This window comes from Mesorhizobium sp. WSM4819 (assembly GCF_055811215.1).
Genome location: NZ_JBVVQO010000037.1, coordinates 15,650 through 31,952, shown reverse-complemented (window position 1 = coordinate 31,952; position 16,303 = coordinate 15,650). Strand labels below are relative to the sequence as shown.

Annotated in this window: 10 protein-coding genes and 3 pseudogenes; 9 read left to right on the top strand and 4 right to left on the bottom strand. The window is 59.2% G+C overall.

The genetic code is table 11. The features are described from left to right. Window positions 1–197: 197 nt before the first annotated feature. The 3 genes from AC0L18_RS26115 (at window position 198) to AC0L18_RS26105 (ending at window position 8,959) form a co-directional block, all read left to right on the top strand. Window positions 198–923 carry a GntR family transcriptional regulator gene (locus AC0L18_RS26115; RefSeq protein ID WP_473494798.1) on the top strand — a complete coding sequence of 242 codons (726 nt, stop codon included), beginning with the start codon at window positions 198–200 and terminating at the stop codon, window positions 921–923. A 675-nt stretch (window positions 924–1,598) separates the two neighbouring features. Next, complete coding sequence (locus AC0L18_RS26110) at window positions 1,599–3,536, top strand: amino acid adenylation domain-containing protein (protein ID WP_473494797.1); 1,938 nt, start codon at window positions 1,599–1,601, stop codon at window positions 3,534–3,536. 83 nt (window positions 3,537–3,619) lie between these two features. Beyond that, window positions 3,620–8,959 (top strand): SDR family NAD(P)-dependent oxidoreductase, encoded by a 5,340-nt coding sequence (locus AC0L18_RS26105; protein WP_473494796.1) that lies wholly within the window; start codon window positions 3,620–3,622, stop codon window positions 8,957–8,959. A 221-nt stretch (window positions 8,960–9,180) separates the two neighbouring features. On the opposite strand, the pseudogene AC0L18_RS26100 reads toward AC0L18_RS26105, so the two are convergent. Beyond that, a pseudogene (locus AC0L18_RS26100) lies at window positions 9,181–9,351 on the bottom strand (DDE-type integrase/transposase/recombinase); the annotation flags it as partial. Between the two features lie 209 nt (window positions 9,352–9,560). Here AC0L18_RS26100 and AC0L18_RS26095 point away from each other — a divergent pair. The 5 genes and pseudogenes from AC0L18_RS26095 to AC0L18_RS26075 form a co-directional block, all read left to right on the top strand. After that, window positions 9,561–9,668 (top strand): annotated as a pseudogene (locus AC0L18_RS26095) (TniB family NTP-binding protein); the annotation flags it as partial. A gap of 13 nt (window positions 9,669–9,681) precedes the next feature. Continuing rightward, window positions 9,682–10,047, top strand: a pseudogene (locus tag AC0L18_RS26090) (TniB family NTP-binding protein); the annotation flags it as partial. Between the two features lie 1,548 nt (window positions 10,048–11,595). Next, window positions 11,596–12,270 carry a Crp/Fnr family transcriptional regulator gene (locus tag AC0L18_RS26085; protein ID WP_473494818.1) on the top strand — a complete coding sequence of 225 codons (675 nt, stop codon included), beginning with the start codon at window positions 11,596–11,598 and terminating at the stop codon, window positions 12,268–12,270. Between the two features lie 219 nt (window positions 12,271–12,489). Next, complete coding sequence (locus tag AC0L18_RS26080; RefSeq protein WP_065008840.1) at window positions 12,490–12,708, top strand: hypothetical protein; 219 nt, start codon at window positions 12,490–12,492, stop codon at window positions 12,706–12,708. After that, a complete protein-coding gene (locus tag AC0L18_RS26075; RefSeq protein ID WP_473494795.1) occupies window positions 12,677–12,916 on the top strand; it encodes a hypothetical protein in 240 nt (79 codons plus the stop codon). Before AC0L18_RS26080 ends, AC0L18_RS26075 begins: the two co-directional genes overlap by 32 nt. Before the next feature lie 96 nt (window positions 12,917–13,012). Here AC0L18_RS26075 and AC0L18_RS26070 read toward each other — a convergent pair whose 3' ends face one another. The 3 genes from AC0L18_RS26070 to AC0L18_RS26060 form a co-directional block, all read right to left on the bottom strand. After that, window positions 13,013–13,264, bottom strand: a complete 252-nt coding sequence (locus tag AC0L18_RS26070; protein WP_292552555.1) for a DUF6894 family protein — start codon at window positions 13,262–13,264, stop codon at window positions 13,013–13,015. Beyond that, window positions 13,264–13,974 (bottom strand): Crp/Fnr family transcriptional regulator, encoded by a 711-nt coding sequence (locus AC0L18_RS26065; RefSeq protein ID WP_473494794.1) that lies wholly within the window; start codon window positions 13,972–13,974, stop codon window positions 13,264–13,266. The genes AC0L18_RS26070 and AC0L18_RS26065 overlap by 1 nt, the downstream gene beginning before the upstream one ends. A gap of 189 nt (window positions 13,975–14,163) precedes the next feature. Continuing rightward, window positions 14,164–14,658: a DUF2243 domain-containing protein gene (locus AC0L18_RS26060; RefSeq protein WP_473494793.1), complete on the bottom strand. Its 495-nt coding sequence runs from the start codon at window positions 14,656–14,658 to the stop codon at window positions 14,164–14,166. Between the two features lie 1,011 nt (window positions 14,659–15,669). Here AC0L18_RS26060 and AC0L18_RS26055 point away from each other — a divergent pair. Beyond that, entirely contained in the window at window positions 15,670–16,032 is a 363-nt protein-coding gene (locus tag AC0L18_RS26055; RefSeq protein WP_473494792.1) for a response regulator, read from the top strand. Window positions 16,033–16,303: the final 271 nt, after the last annotated feature.

Here is a 16,303-nt window from a genome sequence, read left to right as displayed (position 1 = left end):
GAGATGGCGGCTGGTCCTGGGTCGTCGTGGCCGGAAATCTCGGCGGCAGGTGCCCTGCCAAGTGGTTTGCGATGCGCGCACTTCGGGCGTGGACCAGCGGATCAGGGCTCGGGTGGGCTGGTGCCCCGCCGTTTTCATGCAGCGCGTGAGACGTGTTCACAGGGCGTTCGAGGCACCGGTTTTGGAGATCATGCCAAATGGCGACAAAAGGCTCGAAGTACGAAATACCACCATTGAAGGCTTCCCCAAGTTCGACGATTGAGCATGTCTATGCCGAACTGAAGGACGCACTGATGTCCGGGGAATTTTCGCCCGGGCAGCCGATGCGTCTCAAGGAACTGGCTGTCGCATTCGGCACCAGCCATATGCCAATCCGCGAGTCGCTCAACCGGCTTAGCGGCATCGACATACTCGAACGGGCGCCGCGTCAGTCCGCGCGCGTTCCAATGATCACTGCTGAAGGCCTCCGCGATCTTCTGGAAGTGCGCCTTCTGAATGAACGGCAGGCCATAGTCTGGGGTGTGAAGAAATCTGCCGGGAAGAGCCTAAACTATCTCAGAGAAATCAATGAGAAGATGGAACTGCTCAATATGGAGAAGAACGCTGACGTAAAAAAGTATCTGAAGCTCAATCAACTGTTTCATTTCGCAGTTTACAATCTCTCTGAAAACAAGGTCTTGATGAACACAATCGAGGCGCATTGGCTACAGGCGGGCCGAGTCCTCGGCCTCAGGCGAAATGAAACGAGAGTTGTTCCGGGCCACCATAATCATCGCGAAATCATTGACCAGTTGGAGAAGGGCAATGGCTTGGCAGCCGCCGACGCCCTCGAACGCAACATCATGGAAGCGCATGAGCAGATTTTTGCGATTCTTGAAAAGTCCGACCTGACAGATCGTGCGGGAAATCGGGTCCCTGCCTAGGAACGCGGAATCGTGCCCCAGGATGGCAACAAGCTTGTATCCCTTGCCCATATGTAGCGCCAGGAGACCCGTGCGCGGGTGACTGGATCGGTGAGAATATCTGGGATTCTATCAATCCGAACGTTGGATGAGGGGGGACGCGGTGGGCGGCAGCGCATTGGAAAGGAGCGGTCGGTTTTGCAGTTGATGGCGCTAACGGTCATCACTGGATGAGATTACGAAGCTGATCGACCAGATGGCGTTGCTCGCTCTTTCGAGCGATTCTGCCTGGCCGCTGTTGTCGTTATTCGAGGCCAGCCGCGCAGCCGCACGACGCACAGCAGGGTGTCGTTGCTCACTGGCAGCATCAGCCTTGGGGTGAAGCCCGCTGCCGGCGCCCTCAAGGAGGCGATTGCTGCTACAGGCCCAACATCTTCAAAACCGATCAGGGAAGCAATTTCCGGAGCCTCGCCTCCAGGGCCACGCAGAAGGACGCCGGCATCCATGGACACGTCTTCCTCATGCCTTCGAAACCGGCAGCGAGATGCCTAGGGGATCGGCACTGTATCTGGCGATGCCCGCACACCTCGGTCGAAATATTAAGAACATGTGAAGTTTTATTGAATGGATTGACTGTGAACTTACCACGGATACAGTAAAAATGTATTTATCATATCTGGCATTCTGAGGGAAATCATGCAGAATTTAAACAACGCCTCAGGCCCTTCAGAGCGGACCATTGCAGCGTCCGTCCTTTGGTATGCATCCGAATTTCCTCGTCGTCTGGCTGTCGTTTTCGGAACAGAAACGATCAACTACATGGATTTGTGGCTGCGAGCCTGTGAGATAGCTCGCGCCCTAAAAACTGGACGTGAAGCGGGTTTGGACCGCGTCGCAATTCATTTTCCCATCGGTGTTGACCGGATCGCGGCGATCCTGGGCTGTCAAATCCTGGGTGTTTCCTACGTTCCCGTAGAACCAAGTCTTCCAGAGAGTCGCATTCGCGAGATGCTTGCGCAAGTGGACCCGAGCGTGCTCCTCAGTTCATCGGCAGTCTGTTCGGCGATCCTCAAGGATGTTTCGTCGGGCTCGGCGGTGATGGTCGAGGAAATTGGAGTGGGCGCAGCCGGTGCTGGATCGTCCGACCGAGATGCGGCGCTGTCGCCGAATTCCAGTGGCTACGTTATCTTTACCTCGGGTTCGACTGGCAAGCCGAAGGCGGTCGACATGGGAGGAGCAGCGCTTCAAAACCTTGTGGACTGGCAGATCGAACTTTCGACGCTGTCAGACAATGCGGCAACGGCTCAGTTCGCCACCATTTCGTTTGATGTATCGTTTCAGGAGATATTCTCTACGCTCTGTTCTGGTGGCCGTATCGTCATCCTAACGAGTGAACAGCGGATCGACCCCGATTTGCTTTCGGACGAGATACAGCGTGCCCGGGTGGAACGATTGTTCCTGCCATTTATCGCTCTCCAACAATTGGCGTCGAATTGTGTGGAGCGCAATCTGTTTCCCAACAGTCTACGGGAGATCCACACCGCCGGCGAACAACTCGTGGTCTCTTCCGGTTTGCGCGAGTTTTTCAGCAACCTCCCCGAGTGTCGGCTCTTCAATCAGTACGGTCCCTCCGAGACACACGTCGTCACCTGTCACGAGCTTGATAGCAATCCAGCCGAATGGCCTAGGTTACCGCCTATCGGTCGGCCTCTGCCGAATGTCGAACTCTTTATTTTAGATGAAGATGCGCGACCGGTGAGGTCACGAGAGGTGGGAGAGCTCTATGTCGGTGGCGTTTGTCTCGCGCAGGGTTATTTCCAGGATAAGGAGCGAACAGAGGAACGGTTCCTGACTATCGATATTAATGGCACGCCAACGAGATTGTATCGGACCGGCGATTTTGCGACGTCAGATGAAAGTGGTTGTTTTTTCTTCTGTGGTCGCCGTGACCACCAAATCAAGATTGACGGCTATAGGGTTGAACTTGGGGAAATTGAGAGCGTTATAGCTGATCACCCAGACGTGGCCGAAGTCGCCGTGGTTTTCGAGCGTGATGCAAATGGAACGGGACGGCTGATCGCCTGCCTAACGAGCAAAGATCAGGCGCCAACCGACGGTCTCGAAACAGTAGTTCGCGCCCATGTCCGTAAGATGCTCCCTGGCTACATGGCGCCGGACCGTGTCCAGATCATGAGCGCGATGCCTAAAACGGCAAGTGGCAAGGTCGATCGCAAATCAATCGCCGAAAGGCTATGTGCCGAAAAGGTCAAGACCTCGGCGCCGCCTGTCGAGAAGGCTGCCAGTGCCACTACAAGCGGATCGACGAAGGGAGGTGACCTGTGCAGCGCGATTACCTCCCACTGGCGGGAGCTTCTGGACCATCCCTCGCTCGCCGATTCGGATAACGTGTTCGATTTCGGCGCGCGTTCGATCATGGTCCCGGAGCTTCAACGCCGCCTTCGCCGCCAATTCGGGATCAACATGTCAGCGATCTTGGTCTTCCGGCATCCTTCGCCGAGGGGGCTTGCAGACTTTTTATCGCGAAACTCGGCGAAGGGCGATGCATCGAACACGACGTTGGCCGGTCTCGCAACCCGGCGTATGTCGACCAAAGGACGCGCTTCTCCGCGCTGATCCTGCGCACCGATGACCCGCTCCAGCAGACAACACGCTCCGGAAACCAAAGATCAGAAGGCCGGAGCAGCGACGAGGTAATAATGAACGGCCCCATTCACAGAGCTACCCCCATTGCGATTATTGGCATGGCCTGCCGGTTCCCCGATGCTGATACGCCCAAGGCGTTCTGGGAAAACATTATTGCCGGACGCGAGAGCGTTCGTCAGTTGTCGGATGTCGAACTGGCCGGCGCGGGCGTCGACCCCGAGCAGTGGGAAGCGGAGGACTATATCCGCCACGGCGCGCCGCTTACAGGCCTCAGCTACTTCGACGCTGACTTCTTCAGCATCATGCCTCGTGAGGCGGCTCTCCTCGATCCGCAGCACCGACTATTCCTGGAAAACATTTGGCACGCCATCGAAGATGCTGGCTACGCCGTCCGTTCGACCGAGATGACAACGGGCATCTATGCCGGCTCCGGCCCGAACACTTATTTCGCCAGGAGCGTAGCCGGCTCGCACGATTTCAGCAAGGAAGGCATGCTCGACACCATGACCGGCTTCCAGGCCATGCTGGGAAACGATAAGGATTACCTAGCGACTCGGGCGGCCCATCGCCTCAACCTCATCGGCCCCGCCATCAGCGTCCAGACAGCTTGTTCGACCTCACTCGTAAGTCTCCATCTGGCTTGCAGCGGTCTGCAGAACGGCGAATGCGACATGGCGCTGGCGGGCGGTGTCACTGCAATCATTCCCGACCGTGCGGGCTATCGCTATCAAGAGGGCATGATTTTGTCCCGCGACGGCCACTGCCGTCCGTTCGATTCCGAGGCCAGCGGCACGGTGTTTTCGAGTGGCGTCGGCGTGGTTGCGCTTCGACGTCTCGATGACGCGCTCGCCGAGGGTGACACCATCCACGCTGTTATTCGCGGATCAGCGATCAACAATGACGGAAACGACAAGATCAGCTTCTCGGCGCCGAGCATCGAGGGCCAATCGAGCGTCGTCGCTAGAGCACTCATGAACAGCTCGCTCGCGCCGGAAACGATCTCCTACTTGGAAACGCACGGAACGGGCACGAAACTGGGTGATCCGATCGAAATCGAAGCCCTCAGCGAAGTCTTCGCCGGTTTGCCGGCGGATGTCGCGCCGATTACCCTTGGTTCGGTGAAGGCGAATATCGGCCATACGATCGCCGCTTCCGGCATCGCGGGTGTAATCAAGACGGTCATGGCACTGAAGTCGCGAACCTTGCCGCCGGCGGTCAATTTCAAGACGCCCAATCCGGAGATCAACTTCGATCGCCTTCCCTTCGCCGTGCCGACTAGCGCTGTGCCCTGGACGTCCAAGGGTCCACGACGCGCGGGCATCAGTTCGTTCGGCGTGGGCGGAACGAATGCCCATGTCATTTTGGAGGAAGCCCCGAGCGAGACGAACGATTTATCTCAGCCGAATGATGCGCCGCACCACCCGGACATTCCTCGTACGCTGAACATTTCGGCACGCACGCCACAGGCCCTGGGCGCCATGGCCAAGAGTTTTGCTCTGCGACTCGATACGGCAGAGCCGAACGAGCGCGACGCCATCTGCTTCACTGCGAACACCGCCCGCCGCGCTTTTGAGTATCGGAGTTTCGCGACCGGTCGGACAACCAGGGGGCTGGCAGAGAGTCTTCGCGCAAACGATTATGCCCGTGTCGATGTCTCCAAACACGTGGTTCCCGCCGCTCTGTTCACCGGACAGGGCGGCCAGGGCGAAGGTATGGGGCGCGGACTCTACGAGAGTGATCCGATCTTCCGCGAAGCCTTCGACGCCTGTGACGCGGTGGTCGCACGGATTCGCAAGCACGGATTGAGCGACATCCTATACGGTGACGGGACGCTCGCCCATTTCGTTCACGATACCGAATATACCCAGCCCGCCCTGTTCGCGATCGAACTTGCACTCGCCCGAGTTCTCGAGGCTAGGGGCTTCGTCCCAGAGATCGTCATGGGCCACAGCATCGGAGAATACGTGGCGGCCCATCTTGCCGGCGTGTTCTCACTCGAGGACGGGCTGCAGCTGATCACCAAGCGCGGCGAACTGATGGGTCGGCTTCCACGTAATGGCGGCATGGTCGTCCTGACAGCTGATCCGGACACAGCCCATCAGATGATCCGGGACTCCGAAGTTGAGCTCGCCATCGCGGCCGAGAACGGACCAGCCAGTACGGTGGTCGCGGGCGAGACGGACGCACTTGAAAGGCTGATCAAGGTCGCCAAGGAAAAAGGCATCCGCACGACGCAGTTGAAGGTCTCGCACGCCTTTCATTCGCATCTCATGGATCCGATCCTCGAACAGTTTGAGGCGTTCGCGAGCACCCTCGATTTTTCCGAGCCCGACGGCCGACTGATCAGTGCGAAGACTGGTAAGGTCGCCGGCGAGGAAGTCGCTGATGCGCGCTACTGGACCGACCACGTTCGCCAGCCCGTACTGTTCCATCAGGGCATAATGACGGCGCAAGAAATTGGGGCGAATCTCTTCCTCGAAATCGGTCCGCACCCGGTCCTCACTCCGATGGCGCAGGCGGCCCTAGATGGCATTGCCTCGCCCTCACAATTCGTCTCGAGCCTCAATCGCACCCGCAATGACGAAGAGGTTCTCGCCGAGACCGCGGGCCGCCTTTTCGTCGCCGGCCTTGCGATCGATACACTCACCGATCTGCCGGATAATGAACGCCGGCTCGTCGATCTTCCGCTCTATCCCTTCGAGCGTCAGCATCACTGGATCGACGCGAAAGCGAGCGACCGGCTGGCATGGCACTGCCGCCGCGAATGGCACGTGGAAAAGCAGTCGGCGCCGCAACTGCCGAAAGACAAGGCCCTCTGGATTATCCTGGGCAATGCCATCGGTCTCGCCGGACGTTTGGCTCAGGCGATCGAGGCGAAGCGGGAAGGGCCCAGGCAGACAGCGGTCGTTCTTTCGAATGTCGAAACAGGTCTATCTGGCGGTGTGCTCGACGAGTATGTCGCGGGGATCATCGTCACTCCTGAGAGCGCGGAAGGCGCGTCAAGTGGACAGATCGTTGAGGCGGCGCACAGCCACGCCGCCACCCTCATGCAGTTCGTCCAGACGGTTCAGGCAGCCACCAAGCATGGCAATCTGACGAAGGCGAAGATATGGGTCGTCGGCCAGTCCGGCCGTGCCGTGCCGCAAACAGACACACCAATTCCGGACGCCGCTCGTCCAGCCTCACTGGTCAGCGCCTCACTACATGGCATGGCGATGGTGCTCGCGAGCGAACATCCTGATCTGTGGGGGGGTGACATCGATCTCGGCGCGGAGCCGAGCGACGCAGAAATCGCGATCGCGATCGGCATTCTTTTCGGTGGCTCTGGGTCGGAGACCGCCTACGCCGTGCGTGGCGAGGAACGCTACGTCCTGCGCCTCAGCGAAAGCCGCGATGTCGGTATGGATTGCGCGGTCGATCCGCAGAAGACCTATCTCGTCACCGGCGGGCTTGGCGCTCTCGGATCGCTAATGGGCGAATGGCTGATAAATCACGGTGCGCGCCGCCTCGTGCTTCTCAACAGGGACGTCGCAGACGGCGCCAAACAGGAACGGCTCGAAGCCCTGCGACGTTCGGGCGCTGAGATCGCGGCGCATGCGGTTGACATCGCCGACCCGGTCGAAGTCGAGCGAATTTTGGGCGATCTCTCGGAGGCGGGCCATCAACTCGGCGGGATCATCCACACCGCCGGCATCGTTCAGGACGCCACGCTCGGATCGATCGAGGAGGCGAGCGAACTGGAACGCGCACTCCGGGCCAAACTCCAGGGTACGCTCGTTCTCGACAACGCGAGCCGTCGCTTCTCACCCGACTTCTTCGTCTGCTTCTCCTCGGTTAGCGCGCTTCTCGGTATGAAGGGCCAAGCGGCTTACGTGGCGGCCAATGCCGCCATGAACCGCATTGTCGAGGGCCGCAACGCCGAGGGTCTGCCAGGTGTCAGCATCGAATGGGGTCCGTGGGCGGAAACCGGCATGGCGTCCGGACTCGACGAGCGCCTGCGCAAGCGCCTGACCGATTTCGGCCTGCTCGCGATCCGCAACCGGGAGGCGCTCGAGCGGCTGGAGGGCCTGTTCGCCTCAACTGGCACGCTCACCGCAGCGCCGATCCTGTGGCGACGTTTCGCCAAGAAGCAGTACGGGGAGACGCCGGCTTGGCTCACGCCTCTGTCGAATGTGCACAAGAATCCGCAGGCGGCCAATGACGACGACGCGACAGATCCACTTGCGCGGCTCTTCGGCTCGGTCGCGCCGAGCGAACGCGGTCAGGCGATCGAAAGCTTCCTGCGCGGAGAAGTCGCCCGTGTGCTCGGCATCGCCGATCCGGACAGCCTGCCGATGGACGAAGCGCTCAACCAAATGGGATTCGACTCCTTGGCTATAATTGAGTTCCGCAACAAACTCGCCAAGAGCGGCATCGAGGTCTCGCTCCAGAAGCTCGTGATGGGTGCTTCAATCGCGGAGCTCGCGGCCGATACTGAGACGCAGGTGACCGCCACTCTCGGGGGCATTGCGGATGGCGAGGCGGTACTGACAGCGCCGGTCGTGGCCGACAGCGCCCAGACCTACGACAAGAGCGCGGTGATCATTCCGCGTCCGAAGCCCGACGCGCCGATCCGCCTGATCGGCTTTCCCTATGCCGGCGGCGGCCCGCTCGTATTCCAGCACTGGATCGACAAGATGCCGGATCACATCGAGCTCGGCATCCTGCAGATGCCAGGCCGCAGCGCGCGCCTGGAAGAGGGCTTCTGGCTGCGGATGGAGGACATGGTCGACGGCATCGTGCCGGAGATGCTGCCCTTCCTTAAGGACAAACCGTTCGCGTTCTTCGGGTTTTGCTATGGCGGTATCCAGGCCTTCGAGGTTGCCCATCGGGTGCGCCGCGATCACGGGCTGCAGCCGGAATACTTCTTTGTGGCCGGTGGTCGCTCGCCACAGATCTACAATGACGATCAGTTAGCCATTGACGTCCAGCAGTTCAATCACGGGACCGGCAAGGCCGAACACGAACTCGACGAGAGCGAGTTCGTCGAGATGCTAAAGGAGGTAAATTTCGCCAACAACAAGGCCCTGTTCGAAGATCCCGAAATGCACTCGATGATGCTTCCGATTATCCAAGCGGACTACGCGATGAACAACGCCTATCGCTACGGTTCCCATCCTCCGCTCGACGCTCCAATCACTGCGATTGGCGGCCGCGTCGACCCATATGTTACGGGCAACCACATTCTCGGCTGGAAAGAGCATACCACGAAGCAGTTCAAGGCCCATTTTTGCGCCGGCGACCATTTCTTCATGGAACATCAGATCGAACTCCTTACGCGAATCGCGATCGAAGACCTTGAGCCCGTCGTCCAGCGGTTGGCCGCAGACGGCAAGCGCCACAGCTGGCGGTGATGACCTGACCACCGGCTTCAGTCAGTACCAACAGTCGACCACGTCCTGCCGCCTTCGACTGCGAGCCCTGCAGTGGCATGAGAAACAACGAATTGCGGCAGCGGTTCCGTCGTAAAGTTTTGTCTGGTCAGAGAATTTGCCAGAGCGTTGGCAATCTCATGCGGCAGCGAGGATTTCGAACTGAGAGACGGGTTCGGATTGAAGGCGTACCGCGCCTGTCATTTGCGCATCATGTGGACCATCTCGATGCAGGACCGGTGACCGCGGCGGCGTGCGTCGATTTGAACTTTTACCATCGGCCGCACTCGGCGCTTGATGCGCCGATAATCCTGCTCGATGCGGTTACTGAGGTATTGGCTTTGGCGGATGCGGATTGACTTCGACCGGCGCCGGGGAAACTTCGTGGAAGCCCGCTATGCCGACGTGATGTTGCCTTCGATTACGCTCCATGAGGCGCTGACCGCCCGACGCACCCTGCTTGCGGAAGGACGGCGTGAAGTCGACACCCGCGCCATCGTTCGCACCGCGATCGCGCAGCGTGAACTGGTCGATGCGGGGACACTAGAAAGACGACAGCTGTCCGTCGCCGCAGAACCAGCACAAACCCAGCGAGCGGCGCTTCTACGCCGAACTGCTCACCTTTCTCGGCGCGCCGCAACGGCCGCGCGCAGACATCGTCCAGATGGAACAGGCTGCGCTGCGGATCATGTAGGCCACAGGCGTGCAGCAACCGTCTGCAAATCTCGCTGGTCTGCTTCGGCGTCAACGAGGCGCGCGACGCCATCTGCGCCGACGTGCAACTGGCCCGTCGGTTCGAGCAGTTCACCCTGAACAGGTGGGCCTCGAACGAGCAGTTCGAGACTCTGGTGGCGTCTATCCTGCGCAATACGCCGCTGCGTCGACCTTCGGTGCTCACCCCGAAATCGCTGCGGCGGATGCTGCAGATCACCGAGGGTATCACGGCCAACATCTTCCACATGGTCAACAGCCTCGCCGTCGAGGCCATCGAAAGCGGGCGCGAGCAGATCACGAACGAGGCGCTCGATAATTGGGAGCCCGAGTTCGATGCCGAGGCGGCGTTCGCATGATGCGAGAAGCGGAACCACAGCGATTGCCGGTATGTTTGCCGGCCGTTGCCAACGAGCTTCTGTCGTCCTGGAACGGCCGGCACGCTGCCTTTCACGCGGTTCCACCACTCGTGATGCTTCGACATTGCTTGCCGGAGGTCTCCTCATTGCAAGCAACCGATCTCCATCTGAACGGTGATCAGGAAATCCGCGTCGCCAACATGTTCGCCACCGAGCCGGCCGTGGTGCGTCGAATGTCCACAAATGTCGCGCAATCATCGCATCGGCTCATCGCCGCGAGGACCAACGCAATGCCGCATGAACTGCAGCCCGATCACATGGCACCAGCACCAAGACCGATTGTGCGAAGCCAGCTGCTGGGTGGCGTATCACATGCCCTCTTTACGGAGACCTGCTCCGGGATGCCAGCGGGTGCGAACTCCCCTCCCCTTTCCGGCAATATCGGGTGCGGCTCGTCGGGGCGAAAAGCTGCTAGACGATGAAGCCGAATGTGGTATCGGAACCTGGACATCGCCAGCCGACATTGCTCGGCTTCTTCTGATGCGACGCATTCCAACACCTATACCCCGCGAGCACGACCTTTGGCGGTTCCAGGTGCTCGGCGCAATCATCCCCGATCTTGACCATGTCGTTGCCGAGCAACAGGAGAACCTGCCTACACCTGCAAAGCCATCGTCGAGCGCGCCGGGCCGGAGATGCTCCGAATGCTACGTGGTCACATGATGGGTGACAACAGGGTCCGATTCACTGACGCAGCCGAGAACATGATAGCCCGAGCTCAAAGTTAGCCCGCCGCGGGAGGGGACCGCAGCGGGCCTTTGAGGAGCACCTTCGCGGCTATATCCTGGCGAGGGATCGACCGCTACGGTTGTAATGCGCAATCCCTGTAACGGTTCCAATACTTTGCGGACGCGGCGTGCGCCGGCCTCGCGAGTATTGTACGTTGCGATCCTAATTTTTCCCAAGTTTTTTGCCCTACTTCAGGAACACATGCTCGACACGAAAGTTCGGCACGTGCAGCTATTGTTCCCTCCCAATGACGGCTGCAGATCGGCCCGATGCACCGATCGGCCCGCGTCCTCTCCCTCCAGGGGCGCGGGCTTTATTGCCCGCACGGAACACCAGGCGTGTGCGTTCGCCGGCATGAAGCAACTTCTCAGCGAGCGGCCGCTTTGGCAGACACAGGCCTTGGGCCGCGTTGGCGGTTGTTCTGGTTTCCTACGGCATCGGCGTCGCACTGCTTGCCTGGACAGTTAAAGGCTTATTGTGCCGTTTAACCGGCAGCATGAGCATCCACGTAAGCCATCGGTGTCGACCAGTCAGAAAGCATCGACTCTCCGCGCCGATCGGCGTAGCTTTCTCTTATCGGCGATAGATTTCACGGGCATCGCTGGCTGTGAGCGAGCATCGTGCTTCCGCCCCATTCGGGAGGGAGCTATGAGCAGCCCCAACACCTCAAAAATTGACCTCGTCTTTTCAAAGGACAGCGACCGCCCGCAGCCAACTCGCAGCCCAGAAATTGCATATAGAAATGAACTGCTGCGACGCATGGCTCCGGCCGACCTGCGATTGCTGAGGCCTCACCTTCAAAGCAGCTTTCTGCCTCTGAGAACTCAGCTCGAAACCGCAAATGCCGCGATCGAGGCCGTCCACTTCTTTGAGACGGGAATCGGCTCGGTGGTCGCGAAGCTTCGTCCGGCGATTGACGCCGAGGTTCGCCTCATCGGCTTCGAGGGCGTGACCGGCTCGGCGCTGATCATGGGTGGCGATCGATCCCCGCACGACTGCTATATTCAGGTGGAGGCCGAGGTTCTCAGCATGGACGCCGAGCCATTCAACAACGCGCTTTCCGACAGCCCGACGCTGCGGTTGTTTCTGCTGCGCTATGTGCATTACGCGCATATCCAGGCCAGCTACACCGCCCTGGTCAATGCGCGCTTGAAAATAGAAGAACGGCTGGCACGTTGGCTGGTCATGTGCGACGACCGCATAGAAGGCGACCGGCTGCCGGTTACCCATGAGTTCCTGTCAGTCATGTTGGGAGTACGACGGCCGGGCGTCACCGTGGCACTTCAGTTGCTGGAGGGCCGCGGCCTGATCAGGTCAAATCGTGGAGAGGTTATTGTCCGCGACCGAGATGGGCTCATCGCCTTGGCAGACGGCTCATATGGGCAGCCGGAGGCAGAGTATGCCCGCTTGATCGGTGATCCGGCATCCACATGATCTCAGGGCAACGGTCACGGCGGCCGTCTCCTGTATGCCGAGACATCGGAAGGTCGCACTTGGTTTCTAAGAGCCACGGCATTTGATAAAAACGTACAAACGTTTTTCAAGACTCTCTGCGCCCATTGCCTTACCCTCTTCCGATCGGCGCTAATCACTCTCGGGTATCGCCCGCGGTGAGCGACTAACGCGATTCCACCCCAATGAGAGGAAAGGCATATGGTCGGCCTTAAGTCTGCAAAGAGTGGCATTGCCTTTCCTAGTGACCTGACTTTGTTGAAGCAGGTCTTTGATCGTGTTTGCGTTGAGGAAGGTATTCCCGTCGGTAGCGAGCAGGCGGAGCGCCTGAGCGTTAGCGCAATGGAACTCTTCTCAGATGGCGAATTTGACGAGACGGCAGTTCTTTATGAACGCCTTCGACTCTATGCCCGATTGTAGCGCGGAAAGAAAAGCGTTGACCTCCCAACATCAGGAAGTCCTGACGAGCCTTGTCGCTCGGTATGAAATCCTCGTGTCGATCCAAGACAGGATCGTTGAGCACGACCGGCGGTTCGGCCTGGCTTCCGAAGTGGACGAAGGCCTTTTAGATCGGCTGTTCGTATCGCTCGGCAAAGCCCGCACCGCCTTGATCCGCGAGGTCGGCTAAAAGCTCGGTCCTCGTTCACTGCACAGCTACTAGCCGCTGGTGCTCCGCATGGTTCAGTCGAGGTCCCTCTTTTGTTGGACGTCGGCGAGGCGGCGTTTACTCAAGCGGTTCGATCACCAGCGACAGGCTAAGCCTCAGAACCTTTCTGCCACTCTCGTCCCTGATATCCATGATGAGTTGCTGCCCATCGGGACCTTTCAGTTCGTCCTTCGCCAGCTCGGTCAACCCTTCGACGGCTGCATTGCGCGCTGCCTCAATCCCCTCGCATTCCAGACCCGTATTGTCTTCCACGAGATGCTGGCGATCGCCGCTATCAAAGAAATACCTTGGCATGTTGGCTTCCGTCATTAGAATGCCACGTCCGGGTCCTTCTGGTGCAGGTAAGTCGGATCAAAGTCCCCTGCCTGAACCAAACCCGGCCAATCGACGGCACGGAACTTTGTACCTGACATCGCGATCAGCCCGTCGCCTCGTAGCGCCTGAAGCGTGCGGTTCACGTGAACCACGGACAAACCCACCGCATCACCAAATGCTGCCTGGGTGATCGGCAGATCCGCGACGTGGTCCTCAATGCGTCCTGCAAACCGCAACCGCACAATGAGTTCGCATAACATGTGGGCCATACGAGCGTAGGCGTCCCGTCTCCCGACGTTGGTGACCCATTCCCGGTAGATTGCAGCGTCAATCAGGGTCGATCGCCAGAACGCGGCTGCAACGCGCGGGCGCTGTTCGCAAATCGAGCGAAGAGCGCTGTGGCGGATTAACCCCAATCTGCCGGGCGTCATGCTGGAGAAGCTGCAATCCATGACTGTGAGATGGATGCCGTGCAGATCCGGGAGATCGCCGGCGACAAAGAAGCTGGTGATCTGCCGCTTTCCCTCACCTGTGTGCTTGTATGAACATACTACGCCGTCCAAGACGACAAATGAGTTGGTTGGCCGATCGCCTTCTATGAGGATATCCCTGTTTGCCGGAACTTCCTTCTCCTGAATCTGGAGGCCTTCCAAGGCTGCGGCGTCATCATCGCTGATCTCAGCGATGCCACGCAGCTTGCGCATGAGCACGTCCGAGGAGAAAGCTGGACACAAGGGCTTGGTTACCTCCGTGGGTGTTACCGGCCGAACTTGCATTCGCCTCAGATGTTCCACGCTGCTGATGCGGATAAGAGGTGGACACGCCCGAGATGAAGCTGCGCATCTGGCATCTGCGCGGCGATCACGCTGAACTGGGCAGGCACCTCAACGCAACTAGCCTGGCGAGGCACGCCTGCCCTGCCTCCACAGCCTCCACCCGCCGACCAACATCAGCGCACCCCAAAGCAGGAAACTCAAATCCCAGTAGATCCATTGCTCCCGCGGGACGGTCTCGTTGACATGGTGGATGCCGAGGATCTGGTGATCCACCAGCCCTTCGACGAGGTTGAATAAGCCAAATCCGATAAGCACTGTGCCGACCAGCATTTTTCCCGACCACCGAAGGTGCGATTGATGCGCGGCGCGCCAGAGCAGGAGCAGCCCAAGCACAACGAACAGATAGGTGGCGGCGTGGAACAGACCATCGAGGAGCGTGTTGAATCGTAGGTTTTCGACGCTGTCGGCGGGATAGCCGGCGCTGGTTAACATGTGGTGCCACTGGAGCAGCTGATGAAAGACGATGCCGTCGAAAAAGCCGCCCAAACCAAGGCCAAACAGAATATCTGCGAGCGTGGGAAACTGGCGGGGCTTCGCATCCAGGCTTGGCACGAGTTATTTCCTCCTCGGGCGAACAAGCGCAACGCCGACAACCAACTTTCGTTGCCGCAACCCAGCGGAATCACGTTCCGTTCACGCTGGCTAATATAGCCGATCGCCGAGAATCGAATAAATGCGTAATCGCGCCAATGTCGCGTCGATAGCGCAAGCTTGAGGAGCTAGCAGAACCCCTAGGTCCGCTCACCGAACTCTGCCCCGTTTCCAGGCGTCGTGCGACGATCGTCGGGTGGAGTCTGGATGACCTCCGCGTCTGTGCGGCCAAACTCCCGGCCGATTTGAAATGCCGCATACAGCGCGCCAAGACCGATTAAGAACCGAAGCATTTGGGATCTCCTTCGGCGGTAGAACTACACGGCCGGCAGTTGGTTCCACAGGGGCGGAACCACAACGTTGAACATCCGTTGCATTGGCCGTGGGTCAGGAGGACGCAACAGATGGCGTACAAGAGAACGAGCGACACGAGCCGAGTTAAGAAGGGTGCAGAACTCGAAGTTGAGCACCTGGCGGAGGTGACAGATGTGACGCCCAAACAGGCGCGGGCATTGCAAGCACGGCGCAGACTGGCAACGGCTGAAGGACGAAGCTGAAGAGCTGAAGAAAGACGAATAGTCTTGGTTTCGATCTCCTGCCGGCGCGAGCGCCAGCTTTGCCGTGGAGGTGCGGGCGACTCGTGAAGTGTACGCCTTTTAAGACCAGTCGTGACTCAAATTGGCGGGCCGGCACGCATCATTGCACGAGCGATCGCGAGCCGCGCCTCGACCTTATTGCCGGCGGCGCTCGGCCGCAGCGAGCGCATGATCTCCCGACGCGTCCGTCCAGCATCCAGCATCCAGCATCCAGCATGCAGTCGGCGATCGCATGACAGCCTGGCTCCATGTCTCTTGTGCGCGCTGTGTTTTCGCTCGCTTTAACAAATGAGGATGCACTCTGATCCGGACAGGCTTATGAACTGATTGCCGTGGTGTCAGCGCACATCGTGCTCCTGCCCAGCAGGAGGAGCACATGAGAAAGCCTCTAGCACTTATCGTTGAGGACGAGCCGATGATCGTCATTGAGATCGAGGCCTCCCTTAAACAGGCTGGCTTTGCGGTAGCCTCGGAGCCGAGTTGCGTTCGTGCAAGACAAATTTTGGCCCTGGTTGAGCCGGACGTCGTCATCCTGGACGTGCTCTTGCAGGACGGCGTCAGCTCTTCGGTTGCTGAAGAACTCGTGGCCCGCAATATCCCTTTTTTTTTAATTTATAATGCCACGGACATTGAGGGCCGAGGTGAGGCCTTCAATGCCGGGACTTTTGTCGGGAAACCTGCCGACGGTTCCGTGCTTGTAGCTTTGGCCAGTTCGCTTGCCGCGCACCGCGCACTCTGATCACTTGGGCCCGTTTTCCTCTTGGCCGCTCATAATGGGGGTCGATCTAACGGAAGGGCGGCTGGCTAAAATCTGCGCCAGCGCATAAGATTTGAAATCGCCAGCCACGCATCAACGGGCGCTGACGCTTGGGAGCTATCGCACTCCTGCCCCAACGCTAGGCATTTGTGTTATGGCTGATGAAGCAAGACGGGCTCGCCTGTCGGACGATTATGTACGCGCGCTTGCGCGGGAGTCCGGTGCCACTGAGCAGCAGATACGGGACATTGCA